General features: G+C 71.0%; 10 protein-coding genes. 3 read left to right on the forward strand and 7 right to left on the reverse strand.

From position 1 onward, the window contains the following. Positions 1-99: 99 nt before the first annotated feature. On the forward strand, positions 100-2,262 hold the full coding sequence (locus tag ABZT02_RS01695; RefSeq protein ID WP_356013124.1) for a serine/threonine-protein kinase: 2,163 nt from the start codon (positions 100-102) through the stop codon (positions 2,260-2,262). A gap of 69 nt (positions 2,263-2,331) precedes the next feature. Here the strand turns inward: ABZT02_RS01695 and ABZT02_RS01700 are convergent, their stop codons facing one another. After that, positions 2,332-3,471: a S1 family peptidase gene (locus ABZT02_RS01700; RefSeq protein WP_356013126.1), complete on the reverse strand. Its 1,140-nt coding sequence runs from the start codon at positions 3,469-3,471 to the stop codon at positions 2,332-2,334. 219 nt (positions 3,472-3,690) lie between these two features. Here ABZT02_RS01700 and ABZT02_RS01705 point away from each other — a divergent pair, with 219 nt between their 5' ends. Together ABZT02_RS01705 and ABZT02_RS01710 are read left to right on the forward strand one after the other, a co-directional pair. Beyond that, positions 3,691-4,401 carry a ThuA domain-containing protein gene (locus ABZT02_RS01705; RefSeq protein WP_356013128.1) on the forward strand — a complete coding sequence of 237 codons (711 nt, stop codon included), beginning with the start codon at positions 3,691-3,693 and terminating at the stop codon, positions 4,399-4,401. Continuing rightward, positions 4,371-5,474 carry a Gfo/Idh/MocA family oxidoreductase gene (locus tag ABZT02_RS01710; RefSeq protein WP_356013130.1) on the forward strand — a complete coding sequence of 368 codons (1,104 nt, stop codon included), beginning with the start codon at positions 4,371-4,373 and terminating at the stop codon, positions 5,472-5,474. Before ABZT02_RS01705 ends, ABZT02_RS01710 begins: the two co-directional genes overlap by 31 nt. On the opposite strand, the gene ABZT02_RS01715 is transcribed toward ABZT02_RS01710, so the two are convergent. The 6 genes from ABZT02_RS01715 to ABZT02_RS01740 all read right to left on the reverse strand — a co-directional run bounded on the left by ABZT02_RS01715 (position 5,475) and on the right by ABZT02_RS01740 (position 13,035). Continuing rightward, positions 5,475-6,950 carry a glutamate--cysteine ligase gene (locus ABZT02_RS01715; RefSeq protein ID WP_356013132.1) on the reverse strand — a complete coding sequence of 492 codons (1,476 nt, stop codon included), beginning with the start codon at positions 6,948-6,950 and terminating at the stop codon, positions 5,475-5,477. A gap of 109 nt (positions 6,951-7,059) precedes the next feature. Beyond that, on the reverse strand, positions 7,060-9,075 hold the full coding sequence (locus ABZT02_RS01720) for an alpha-xylosidase (protein WP_356013134.1): 2,016 nt from the start codon (positions 9,073-9,075) through the stop codon (positions 7,060-7,062). Between the two features lie 5 nt (positions 9,076-9,080). Beyond that, entirely contained in the window at positions 9,081-9,908 is an 828-nt protein-coding gene (locus tag ABZT02_RS01725) for a carbohydrate ABC transporter permease (protein WP_356013136.1), read from the reverse strand. Continuing rightward, a complete protein-coding gene (locus tag ABZT02_RS01730; protein WP_356013138.1) occupies positions 9,905-10,816 on the reverse strand; it encodes a sugar ABC transporter permease in 912 nt (303 codons plus the stop codon). The genes ABZT02_RS01725 and ABZT02_RS01730 overlap by 4 nt, the downstream gene beginning before the upstream one ends. Next, a complete protein-coding gene (locus ABZT02_RS01735; RefSeq protein WP_356013140.1) occupies positions 10,813-12,045 on the reverse strand; it encodes a sugar ABC transporter substrate-binding protein in 1,233 nt (410 codons plus the stop codon). Before ABZT02_RS01735 ends, ABZT02_RS01730 begins: the two co-directional genes overlap by 4 nt. A 45-nt stretch (positions 12,046-12,090) precedes the next feature. Next, positions 12,091-13,035, reverse strand: coding sequence for a substrate-binding domain-containing protein (locus ABZT02_RS01740; RefSeq protein ID WP_356013142.1), 945 nt, complete (start codon positions 13,033-13,035; stop codon positions 12,091-12,093). Positions 13,036-13,037 lie beyond the last annotated feature (2 nt).

The following is a 13,037-nucleotide window of genomic DNA, read 5'->3' on the forward strand; positions in this document are numbered from 1 at the left end:
CGGCGTCCCCCGCAGGCCGGCGCCCCTCTAGAGTGAGGGGTTCCTGTCAGAAGAGTTGGGGCCGCAGCCGTCCTGGCCAGAAGCGGTGAAGGAGACACGGTGACCCTGCGCGAGAACGATCCGGAGTCGGTGGGCGGCTACCGGATCGAATCGCGGATCGGGACCGGCGGCATGGGCGTCGTCTATCTCGGCCGGTCGGCCTCGGGACGGGCCGTCGCCGTGAAGGTCGTTCACACGCGGTACGCCGACAACCCCGAGTTCCGGGCCAGGTTCCGGCAGGAGATCGCCGCCGCGCGCCGGGTCAGCGGCGCGTTCACGGCGCCGGTCGTGGACGCGGACCCGGAGGCGGCACGGCCGTGGATGGCCACCGCGTTCGTCCCGGGCCGTACCCTCGCGGAGCTGGTCGACGGGTCGGGTCCGCTGGACTGGCCGGCGCTGCGCCGCCTCGGCACCGAACTCGCCGAAGCACTGCGGGAGATCCATCGCGCGGAGGTCGTGCACCGGGACCTCAAGCCGAGCAATGTGCTGCTGCTGGAGAGCGAGGGCGACGACGGGGCCGTACGCGTCATCGACTTCGGTATCTCGCGCGCGGCCGACAGCGACGTCCGCACCCAGACCGGCATGGTGATGGGCTCGCCGCCGTTCATGGCGCCGGAGCAGTTCAGCCGCCCGCACGAGGTCGGTTCAGCGGTGGACGTCTTCTCGCTGGGCGCGGTGCTCGTGTACGCGGCCACCGGGCACAGCCCCTTCGAGGCGGAGAACGCCTATCTGGCCGCGTACAACACCGTGCACGGCGAGCCGCGGCTGGGGGAACTCCCGGCGCAGCTGCGCCCGTTGGTCGCGCGCTGTCTGGCGAAGGAACCCGCGGACCGGCCGACGTCGAGCGAGGTCCTGGAGAGGCTGACGGGACTCCCGGAGGAACTGCCCGAGGGGAGACCGGCCGAAGGCCCGTCCCCGGCCCGGCGGATCCTGTCGGCCGACATGGTGACCTCGCCGCTCGGCGACGCCGGGCCGGTCCGGCGCGGGCGCCGCGGCAGGAGACTGTGGGCCGCCGTCGCCGCCGTGGCACTCCTCGGCGGGGCAGGGGCCGCCGCGGTCGCCGTGGTGGACGACGAGCCGGCGAGCACGGTCGACGAGTACGACGCGCTCGCTCCGCGGACGACACCCGGCGCTACGGCGCCGGCGGGCTGGCGCCCCTGGCACAACGCGTTGGGGTCGGACGGCAAGGACCAGCCCATGGGCGTCGGCCCGTCGTGCGCTCCGGACGCGCTGGGCGTCTTCTGCGCGTCCGAGGAGGTCGCCCTGATGCGGCTGAACCCGGCGACGGGCAGCGTCGAGTGGACGAGGCCCATGAGCCGCAAGCAGGTCAGCGGCTTCTCGGTGCGCGAGCCCGTCATCCGTGACGGAGTGGTGTTCGTGTACAGCGCGGACCGCTCGCAGGGCGTCGACGCCTACGACGGAAAGACCGGCGAACGGCTGTGGCGACTCAAGGGGCCGCTCGGCGAGTTCGAGTACCTGGGCGGAGTGCTTCTCGTCCGCCTGGACCAGCTCGACTCCTCCGACACGGCACGCTACGCCGCCTACGAGCCGCGCACGGGCAGGGAGTTGTGGCGGCGCGCGGTGACCGCCACCTCGCCGAGCCCCTTCTACGACGGCCCGAAGGACACGCTCTACGCCGATCTGCGCGGCGGCGAGGGCGGCATCGCCCGCCTCGACGCGCGCACCGGCAGGACGCTGGGCAGCGTCGACGCGCCGAAGGGTGACCTGTGGCTGGCGACGGTCCATGACGGCACCGCGTACTACGCGCGCTGGGAGGACGACTCCGGTGTGTCCGCCGCCTTCTTCGTCCAGGATCTCGACAGCGGGAAGACCCGCCGGATCGACTTCCCCTGGAGCGTCGAGCCCGAGGCGCCGCCGCTGGTGCAGGGCGACACCATGTACATCTTCGACTACGGCAACGAGACCCTGCTCGCGCTCGACGTGAAGCAGGGCAAGCCGCTGTGGTCCAGCTCGCGCGACCTGCGCGTCTTCAGCGAACCGGCCTTCCACGCGGGCCGGTTGTACGTCACGATGCCGGACACCAGCATCCTGGCCCTGGACCCGAGGACCGGCAAGGAGATCGGCCGTACCGCCCGGTCCTTCGACACGGCGGGCCGCTCCTTCGAGGAACTGTCGCCGAGTTCGGTCCCGCCCTTGCTGGTGGGCAACGTGCTGTACGGGGTCACCGGCCCGGGGGTCTTCTCGGTGGCCGACGTCACCTGAGCGGGGCGCACCGGCATCGCCCGTGTGGGCCCGGCCTCAAGGCCGGGAAGACCGGGCCCACACCGGCGATCAGGCGGTGTGCAGGGTCAGGCCGTACCGGTTGAGGATCTCGTTGACGGGCTGGAACCAGGTCTCGCCGCCGCTGGAGCAGTTGCCCCAGCCGCCGGAGGTGACGCCCTGGGCCTGGTCGCCGCTGATGAACGAGCCGCCGGAGTCACCGGGTTCGGCGCAGACGCTGGTCTTGGTCATCTGGTGCACCGCGCCCTGGCTGTAGTTGACGGTCTCGTTCATGGCGAGGACCGTGCCGCAATGCCAGTGGGTGGTCGAGCCCGAGCGGCAGATCGAGGAGCCGACGGGCGCCACGTTCGAGCCGCGCACGAGCTGGTCGGAGACGGTGCCCCAGCCGAGCACGACCGGCACGGTCCACCAGCCGCTGCCGACGTTGACCCAGGCGTAGTCGTTGTCCGGGAACGACGAACCCTGGAAGTTGCCGACGTAGCTCCGGTCCCAGCCGTAGACGCTGCCGGTGTGCTGGTCGCAGTGGCCGGCGGTCACGAAGCCGCCGTAGACCGAGAAGCCGATGGAGCAGCGGACGTTGCCGGTGTAGTAGGGGTCGCCGCCGACGGTTCCGGCGGCGAAGGTGGTCGGTGCGGTGGCCACCTCGCGCACGGTGACGGGACCTGTCTCCCGGGCGCGGGCGAGGAACGCCCGGACATCGTTGTCACGCTGTCGGCCGCTGACGATGTTCACCACCACCGCGCCGGCCTTCGGGTCGGCGTGCCAGCTGCTGACGGCGTGCGGTGCGGGGAGTGCGTCGAGCCGGGCCTGGGTGGCGGAGAGTTCGCGGGCGCTGTGGGTGACGGTACGGACCGTGGCGCCGGTGGCGCGTATCTCGCGAAGGGTGGCGGCGGAGGTGTCGGGGGTGACGGCGACGGTCAGCGTGCCCTTGGCGGCGTCGAACCAGGAACCGCCGTACGAAGTGCCCGCTGTCCGGCGGACCTTGGGCTCCAGAGCCGTGGCCCGCTGCTCTGCGGCGAGCCGCGCCTCGGCTTCGGTCTTCGTGAGGTGGAAGTCCCGCTGCATCGCCGTGAGGAGTCCGGCGGAGGCGGGCTGCTTCTCGTCGGCGGTGGCCGGGACCGTGCTCGCGGTCGCGCCGGCGCCGAGCAGGAGCAGCACGGCCAGGCCCGCGCGCATGATTCTGCGTCTCATGGAGATTGCCCTTCGTCGTTCCAACGAGGTGGGGGTGGAACAGCAGAGTTCTCTGAGAGCGCTCTCAGTGGTGTGGCCCGGCAGAGACTAGCCCTTCCCGCTTGACAGGTCCATACCAATAGCGGAGTTGTCGAGATTCCGTCCGCCGCAAGGTGGATTTCCTCGGGGCTGTCCGGGGGAACTCCCCAGGAGCCCTTTCCTGTCTCACGAAGGAACAAGATGACGCGTAAGAAAGCCCTGGTGGTCCGAGGCGGTTGGGAAGGACACCAGCCGGTGAAGGCCACGGAGCTGTTCCTGCCCTTCCTGGAGAGCAACGGCTACGACGTCCGGATCGAGGAGTCGACCGATGTCTACGCCGACAGCGCCGCGATGGCCGCCACCGATCTCGTCGTGCAGTGCGTGACCATGTCGGAGATCACCGCCGAGCAGATGTCGGGACTGAGCGCTGCCGTCGAGGCCGGCACCGGTCTCACCGGCTGGCACGGCGGAATCGCCGACTCGTTCCGTGCCGCCTCCGACTATCTCCACCTGGTGGGCGGCCAGTTCGCGACCCATCCGGGCAAGGAGCCGTGCGAGCGGCGGGGCGGCGAGGAGGACAACTTCCTGTCCCACACCGTCCATCTCACCGATCTCGGCCGCGAACACCCCGTCACTGCGGGCATCGAGGACTTCGAGCTGCACACCGAGCAGTACTGGGTGCTCCACGACGACCTGATCGACGTCCTCGCCACCACCACCCATCCCGCCCGGCCGTGGCAGCCCTGGCACCGCCCGGTCACCTCACCGGCGGTCTGGACCCGTCAGTGGGGCGCCGGGCGTGTCGTGGTGACGACACCGGGGCACAGCCTCGACGTCCTGGAGAACCCGAACGTCCGTACCGTCATAGAGAGGGGCATGCTGTGGGCGACGCGCACCGCATCGGTGTCGTAGGGCTCGGCGTCATCTCCCGCGCCTACCTGGACACGCTCGCCGGCCACTCGGTCGTGCGGGTCACCGCGGTCGCCGACCTGGACGCCTCCCGGTCGGCCGCCGTCGCCGCCGAACTGCCCGGCGTACAGGCGCTGTCCGTCGGAGAGCTGCTGAGCAGCCCCGAGGTCGACACGGTGCTGAACCTCACCGTCCCCGCGGCGCACGCCGAGATCGCCCTGGGTGCCATCGCCCACGGCAAGCACGTCTACGGCGAGAAACCGCTGGCCGCCGAACTCACGGACGCCCGCACCGTCCTGGAGGCCGCGGCGAAGGCGGCGGTCGGCGTGGGATGTGCGCCGGACACGGTCCTGGGCACCGGCGTCCAGACGGCACGGGCCGCGGTGGAGGCCGGAGCCGTCGGCCGACCGCTGTTCGCGTCGGCCGTCATGGTCACCCCGGGCCACGAACGCTGGCATCCCCAACCGGACTTCTACTACACGGCCGGTGGCGGCCCCCTGCTGGACATGGGGCCGTACTACCTCTCCTCCCTGGTGCATCTGCTGGGTCCGGTGCGTGCCGTCATCGGGGCGTCCAGCCGGCTCCGCAGCGAGCGGGTCATCGGGTCAGGACCGCGCGCGGGCGAGCGGATCCCGGTCGAGGTGGACAGCCATGTCTCCGGGGTCCTCGAACACGAGGGCGGGGCCCTCACGACGCTCACGACGAGCTTCGACGGTGTCGCCACCACGGCCGCGCCGATCGAGGTCCACGGCGAGAGCGGCACCCTCACGGTCCCGGACCCGAACAACTTCGACGGCGAGGTACGGCTCCTCGCACTCGGCGAGGGCGAGAAGGGGTGGCGCACCCTCCCGCCGTCCGCGGGCTACGTCGGCGCCACCCGGGGTGTGGGACTGGTCGACTTCGCCGCCGCCGACGGACAACGGGCACCGCGCGCGAGCGGTGAACTCGCTTTGCACGTACTGGAGACGATGACCGCCCTGCTCCGTTCGTCGGCCGAGGGGCGGCGGATCGAGCTGTCGACGTCGGTGGAGCGGCCCGCACCGGTGCCGCTGACGCCTCCGGCGAAGTGGCGGTGATCAGTCCACGGGCCAGGTGTGCGCGGGCGCGTTGAGGTGCATGTAGTCCATGTACGTCATCGTCATCCGCCGCAGCGCCTCCTGGCGGTCACAGCCCGCCTTCTCCAGGTGGTGGACCGTCTCCGCCTGCCACAGGGCGCCGTTGCGGGCCGTGACGCACCGCTGCTCGATGACGCCGAGCAGCGGCTCACGCCATTCCGTGTCCATCCCGGCCAGCTCCAGGCCCCGGTGGGCGAGGGGCAGCAGCCGCCGCAACACCAGTTCCGTGACCGGCACTTCGCCCACCCCCGGCCAGTACAGGCGGGCGTCGATGCCGTCACGGGCGGCGGTGTGCAGGTTCTCCTCGGCGACCGAGAAGGACATCCGCGTCCACACCGGCCGGTCCTCGTCGACGAGGGCGCGCGTCAGGCCGTAGTAGAAGGCGCCGTTGGCGATGATGTCGGCCACCGTGGGCCCGGCGGGCAGCACCCGGTTCTCGATGCGCAGGTGCGGGCCGCTGTCGGTGACGGCGTAGATCGGGCGGTTCCAGCGGTAGATCGTGCCGTTGTGCAGGGTCAGTTCACCGAGCTCAGGAACCCCGCCGCCGTCCAGTGCCTCCTGCGGGTCCTCGTCGTCGCAGATCGGCAGGAGCGCGGGGAAATAGCGCACGTTCTCCTCGAACAGGTCGAAGACGCTGGTGATCCACCGCTCTCCGAACCACACCCGGGGCCGTACGCCCTGTGCCTTGATCTCCTGGGGACGGGTGTCGGTGGCCTGCTCGAAGAGGGGGATGCGGGTCTCGCGCCACAGCTCCCTGCCGAAGAGGTACGGCGAGTTGGCCGCGAGGGCGATCTGCACGCCCGCGACGGCCTGTGCCGCGTTCCAGTAGTCCGCGAACTCCCTGGGCGCGACCTGGAGATGGAACTGCGTGCTGGTGCAGGCGGCCTCGGGGGTGATGGCGTCGGCGTACAGGGCGAGCCGGTCCACGCCGTCCACCTTGATGTGCAGATCCTCGCCGCGCGCCGCGAAGATCTGCTCGTTGAGCAGCCGGTAGCGCGGATCGCCGGACAGCGCGGTCTCGCCGACGTCCGTCTCGCCCAGCGTCGGCAGGATGCCCACCATGATCAGATGCGCGCCAACCGCGGAGGCTCGTTCCTCGGCGTGGTTGAGGGCGTCGCGGATCTCCTGCTCCCAGGAGCCGGGGCCGCCGGAGAGGAGACGGCGGGGCGGGATGTTGATCTCCAGATTGAAGCGGCCCAGCTCGCTCGACCAGGCGGGGTCGGCGATCGCCTGGAGCACCTCGGTGTTCCGCATCACCGGGAGCCCGTCCGCGCCCACCAGGTTGAGCTCGATCTCCAGCCCGACCTGCGGCCGCTCGCTCTCGAAGCCGGACTCGCGCAGCATCTGCGCGAGAACGTCGAGGCAGGTGTGCATCTTGTCCCGGTACCGTCGGCGGTCCTCCCGCGTGAACACCAGGGCCGGCACGTCACGTCCCATCGGGCCCTCCCGAGTCCCCTCGGCGGATACCTCTCCCGTCCCAGAGTCCCACCTCTGAAGCGCCTCAAACAGTCGGCGCACGGCACCGGGGCAGTGTGCGACGCGCCGCTCACCGTACGTGCGCGCCGGCCCGCAGCCAGAGGGGGGCGGCGGTGAGGGGGATGCGGACCCGGCGCCAGGCGGGGCCGGTGATCGGCCCACCGGCGCCCGCGTACGGCAGCCACTCCCCCGGCGGGAACCACACCTGCCGCCGTCCTCCCGGTGCGTACAGCGGGGCGACGAGCAGATCCGGGCCCAGCAGGTACTGGAGGTCGGCCGCGTGGGCGTCGGGGCGGTCCGGGTGGTCCAGGGCCATGGGGCGGGCGAGCGGCTCGCCGGTGCGGACCGCGTCGGCGGCGGCCTGGTGGACGTACGGCAGCAGGCTCGTGCGCAGCCGGGCCGCGTGCAGGACCGCCGTGTACGCCTCCTCGCCGAAGTCCCAGGGCAGCCGGGACGTCATGCCGTGGAACCGGCTGAGGGGCGACAGCAGGCCGAACTGGGCCCAGCGGACGAAGAGTTCGGGCTCCGGTGTGCCGTGGAAGCCGCCGATGTCGTGGCTCCAGAACGGATGGCCGGAGAAGGAGAGCGAGAGTCCCGCGCGCAGGGTCGAGGCCAGGTCCTGCCAGCTCGCATTGGGGTCGCCGGTCCACTTGGCGCCGTGCCGCTGGCCGCCGGTCCAGGTGGAGCGGCCCCAGGTCAGGCCGTGGCCCGCGACCTCCCGGGTGACCTCGGCGACCAGGTCGTTGAAGAGGAGGGGGTAGAGGTTGTGCAGTCGGTCGCCGGTCATGCCGTCGTACGCCACCGCCTCCACGGGGACCGCCTCACCGAAGTCGGTCTTCAGGACCGAGATTCCGGTGGCCATTACCCGGCGGACCCGGCTGCGGACCCAGTCGACGGCAGCGGGATGGGTCAGGTCGAGTACGGCCGAGTCCGGGTGCGCGCCGCCCCAGACCTGGCCGGTCCACGTGCCGCCCGAAGTGGTGTGCAGGAACCAGCCGTTGCCGTCGAGCTCGGCGAAGTGCGGGCTGTCGACACTGATGTACGGGTTCATCCAGAGGGATACGTGGAAGCCCCGCGCGGCCAGGTCGGTCATCAGCCCGCGGGGGTCCGGGAACGCGTCGGTGTCCCATTCCATGTCCGACCAGCAGCCGGGGCGCTGCCAGTAGGTGTCGATGTGCAACACGTCGCAGGGGAAACCGAGTGCGCGGATGCGGCGGGCTCGCTCCCGTACCTCGTGCGCGCTGTCGCTGCTGAATCCGCCCGAGATCCAGGGGCCGAAGGCCCACTGCGGGGGCAGCAGGGCGGGGCCGGTCAGGTCGCGGTAGGCGCGCAGGCACTCGGTAGGAGTGCCGGTGATCAGGTAGTAGTCGAGTTCCTCGTCGGGGACGGTCAGCGACCAGGCGCCGGTGTTGCTGTGGGCGAGGTCGAAGGAGGCCGCACAGGTGGTGTCCACGAGGACGGCGTAGCCCCGGCTGGAGAGCAGGAACGGGACCGCCTTGTAGGAGCGGGTGCCGGTCGAGCCCTGGGCGTCCTCGACCCAGCAGTCGACCCGTTGGCCGCGCAGGTCGGGGCCGGTGAAGCGCTCGCCGAGGCCGTAGAAGTGCTCGTCGGGCTCGGTGAACCAGCTGTCGTGGTACGCCAGTTGGCCGTCGGTGAGTTCGGTGACCCCGAGGGGCAGAACGGTCCTGCGGTCGCTGGGGTCGCTCACGTCGGTCGCCTGCCGCAGGTGAGGGTGCGTCAACTCCAGGGTCAGGGGCGAGAGGTGGAGGTTCAGGCGGAGAGTCTCGAGACAGAGGGTGAGCGTGTCGGGTGATCGCTCCACCAGACAGCGGGTGCCCGTCGGCGCGGTGACGACGGACACCCGCGGTGCCGTCGGTACGCCGTCCAACCGCAAGGTGATCCGCAGGCAGTTGTCCGTCGCGGGACGCAGGCGGAGCGTGCCCGTGCGTCCGGCCGCCGTGCGTACGTCGAGGGTCACGCCGTCCTGGTCGGCGGAGGCGACGACAGCACCGGCCAGGGGATCCAGCAGGGCCGGGACCAGGGGCGGAGGCGGTGCGACCCAGGGTGTGCCGTCACGAGGATGCATGGCGTTCAGCCCCTCACACTGCCCGCGGTGAGCCCGCCGACGATGAAGCGCTGGAAGACGGCGAAGACGCAGACCACCGGGATGCTGATGAGGGTGGCGGTGGCCATCAGGGCGCCCCACGACGTCCCGTGCTGACCGATGAAGGCGTTCAGCAGGACGGTGACGGGCTGGACGTCGGGCCCCTCGGCGAGCGTGAGCCCGAACAGGAACTCCCCCCACCCGATCAGGAAGGACAGTCCCGCCGCCGCGACCACGCCGGGCACCATGAGCGGCAGGACGACCCGCAGCAGCACACCGGGCACTCCGCAGCCGTCGACCAGGGCCGCCTCCTCCAGTTCCGGCGACACGCTGCGCATCACGGGACGCAGCACGATCACCGTGAAGGGCAGCGTGAGCGTGCTGTCGGCGGCGATCAGGCCCAGGTAGGTGTCGGTGAGACCGGCCCGGCGTTCGAGGATGAACAGCGGGGCCGCCAGCACGATGGCGGGCGGCAGCTGGGCGACGAGGAGCGCGAGCACCATCACGCCCGAGCCGCGCATCCGGACCCGGGCGAGGGCGTAGGCGAGCGGGAGGCCGAGCAGGAGGGTGAGCGCGACGACCCCGCAGGAGATGACGAGGCTGTTGAGCAGGGCTCGGGTCAGCCCCTCGTAGCCCAGGGCGGTCGAGTAGTTCTCGCCGGTGAGGGGGGTGGGCGCCCACTGCGGGTCGGGGGTCTGGATGCGGTCCGGCCGGGTGAGGCTGGTCTTCACCATCCAGTACACCGGCAGCAGGAAGGCGGCGGTGATCAGCGCGGCGGCCCCGGTCCACAGCCAGGGGTGACGTGGCGGTCTCATACGGCACCCCCCGCCGGCGCCTCGTCCTCGCGCCGCAGCCGTCGTACGTACCAGGCACCCGCCAGCAGGGGTACGACGAGCAGCAGCAGGCCGGCCGCGGCTCCCTGGCCGAACCGGAAGAACGTGAAGAACACCTCGTAGACGTAGAGGGACAGCACGCGGGTGGCGTCGACCGGGCCGCCGCCGGTCATCACGAAGACGAGGTCGAAGACCTTGAAGGTGTAGAGGAGACCGAGGAGGAGGACGGTCACCGAGACCGGCCGCATCAGCGGGAGGGTGATGTGGCGGAAGCGCTGCCAGGCGTTCGCTCCGTCGAGGGCGGCGGCCTCGTGGAGCTCGGGGTCGATGGTGTGCAGTCCGACCAGGAGCAGCAGCATGTTGAAGGGCACGCCGACCCAGACGTTGGCGAAAACCACCCCCGCCAGGGAGGTGGAGGGGTCGGTGAGCCAGTCGTGGGACAGGCCGGCGGGCTTCAACAGGGCGTTATAGGCGCCGGACTCCGCGTCCAGCATCCAGCGGAAGAGGGTGCCGCTGACCACTGGCGGCAGCAGCCAGGCGACCAGCAGGAGGGAGCGCAGCAGGCCGTTGAGGGGGAAGGGGCGGGCGAAGAGCAGGGCCAGGGCGAAGCCGATCGTGAACTGGAGCAGCAGCGAGCCCAGGGTGAAGACGAGGGAGAGGCGTACGGAGTGCCAGAAGGCCGGATCGTCGACGACGGTCCGGTAGTTGTCCAGCCCGTTGAACCGCTCTGCCCCGCCCAGGAGTTGGCCCAGGTCGACGTCGTGGACGGAGGTCCACACGTTGTAGAGGAGCGGGTAGGCCAGAAAGAGGGCGAGGAAGGCCAGGCCCGGCAGGCAGAACAGGTAGCCGGTGCGGCGGCGGCGCGCGGAGGGCGAGAGGGGCTGTCTCATTGCTCGCCCAGAGCTTTGTCGATCTTTCCGGCCGCGGTCCTGGCCGCGGCCGACGGGGACGCCGATCCGGCGAGCACGGCCTGCTCCGCCTCCGCGACGGCCTGCGAGGCCTCGGCGTAGTGGGCGCCGTACTGACGTGGCCGGGCGAGGGGAAGCTGGCTGAGGAAGAGCCGCAGGGCCGGGTCGGAGGCCCAACTGCCGCGGTCGGCGAGGTCCTTGCGGGCGGGGAGTTCACCGAAGGCCACCAGGTACGGCACCAGGACGGAGGGGCGTTGGGTGTACTGCAGGACGTCCCACGCCTTGTCCAGGTGCTTGCTGTTCGCCATCACCACCCAGTTCTCGCCGCCGAGGCAGGTGGCGGCCGCCTTGTCGCGGGGCAGGGCGACGACGTTCCAGTCGAAGTCGGCCTTCTTCAGGGTGGGGATCTGCCACGGGCCGTTGATCTGCATCGCGGCACGCTGGTTGAGGAAGCGGGTGTTGACGTCCTGCTGGGTCCAGCCCACGCACTGTTCGGACAGGGAGCCCTTGGCGATCAGTTCGTCGAGGAAGGTGAGCGCGGTGGCGCCGTAGGTGCTGAAGGTGTCCAGGTCGCCGCCCGCCTGCCAGAGGAACGGCAGGAACTGGAAGACGCCCTCCTCGGTCTTGATCGCGCTCAGCGCCAGGCCGTAGCGGTCGCCGCTGGTCAGTTTCTGGGCTGCGGGGGCCAGTTCGTCCCAGGTGGTGGGGGGTTCGACGCCGGCGGACCTGAGCATGCGGGTGTTGCAGTACAGGGCGAGGCAGTTGCTGTTGTTGGGGATTCCCAGGGTCTTTCCGCCCACCTGGCAGCCGGACCACGGGCCCTTGTAGTACCGGTCGGCCTGGCCCCACTCCGCCACTCTGGAGGTGAGGTCGGCCAGCAGCCGGCTGCCGCCGAGGGTGTTCATGGAGACGTTGTCGACGATGGCGAGGTCGGGCAGGTCGCCGGAGATCGCGCCCAGGGTGATCTGCCGTTCCAGCTCGGCGAAGGGAAAGCTGCGCCGCTCGATCCGCACGTCCGGGACACCGGCCTCGATGTCCTTGATCAGACGGTTCATTCCGGGCTGGAAGTTGTCCAGAGTGAAGTAGTCCCACCAGCGCAGCGTCACCGGCCCCGACGAGTCCGAGCTGCAGGCGGCCAGACCGAGGGCGGCGGTGGCCGCCGCCGCGCCGGAGACACGCAGGAAACCGCGGCGGTCGACGGGGTACGACATGGTCTGCTCCCTGAGGTTCGATGATCGGGCACAGAAACCGACGTATCAGAAATCCAGGTCGATATCGGGGAAATCGGGGAGTTCGGTCTCGGGTTCCGAACCCGGCACCGACTGGCAGCGTCCCGTGCTCCCGCGCAGGGTGATCAGCGGTTTCAGCAGGACGTGCCGGGGAGGCGAGTCCGGTGAGCGCAGCCGCCGCGTCATCAGGTCGACTGCGACCCGGCTCATCTCCTTGGCGGGTATCTCCGCGGCGGTGAGGGGCGGGTTCACCTGTTCGGCCCAGGGGCTCGCCGCCACCCCGACGACGGAGAAGTCGCGCGGCACACTGCGGCCGTTGCGGGTGAGTCCGCGGTAGACACCCTCCAGGGCCGCCTCGTTCATGGTGACCAGCGACGTCGTCGCCGGGTCCTCGCTCAGGATGCGCTCCACGACCTGCTCCCCCGAGGCGAGGTCGTCGCCGCACAGGTAGGCATGCGGGGTGAGCAGCAGTTTCTTCATCGTCTCGGTGTAGCCCTCGTCCCCGAGCCGGGCGAAGCCGTAGCCGCTGTCGAAGAGCTGCTCGGACCGGTTGACGAAGGCGATCCTGCGGTGGCCGAGGTCGGCGAGGTGCTGGACACAGCCGCCGGCCAGTCCGGCGAAGTCCAGGTCGACCCACCCGGCCACGTCGGCCCGGTGGTTGCGGCCGATGGCCACGAAGGGGAAGCCCGCCTCGGCCAGGTACTCGACCCGGTCGTCCTCCCGGCGGATCTCCATGACGATGACGCCGTCCACCCGCCGGTCGTCGACCATCCGCGAAAAGGAGGGGTCGTCCCGGGCGCCGGCGGGCGCGAGCAGCAGGTCGTAGCCCTGCTCGGCGGCGGCCTCGGCCACCCCGCCGACGAAGGCGAGCTGCATGGTGGTGTACTCGCGCAGGCGGCCGGCGGGCGGGTAGAGGAGCCCGAGCGTGTGCGTGCCGCCGCCGGGCTCGTCGATGCCGGGTCGCTCTGCCATGG

This window comes from Streptomyces sp. NPDC005402, from assembly GCF_040606575.1.
Classification (GTDB): domain Bacteria; phylum Actinomycetota; class Actinomycetes; order Streptomycetales; family Streptomycetaceae; genus Streptomyces.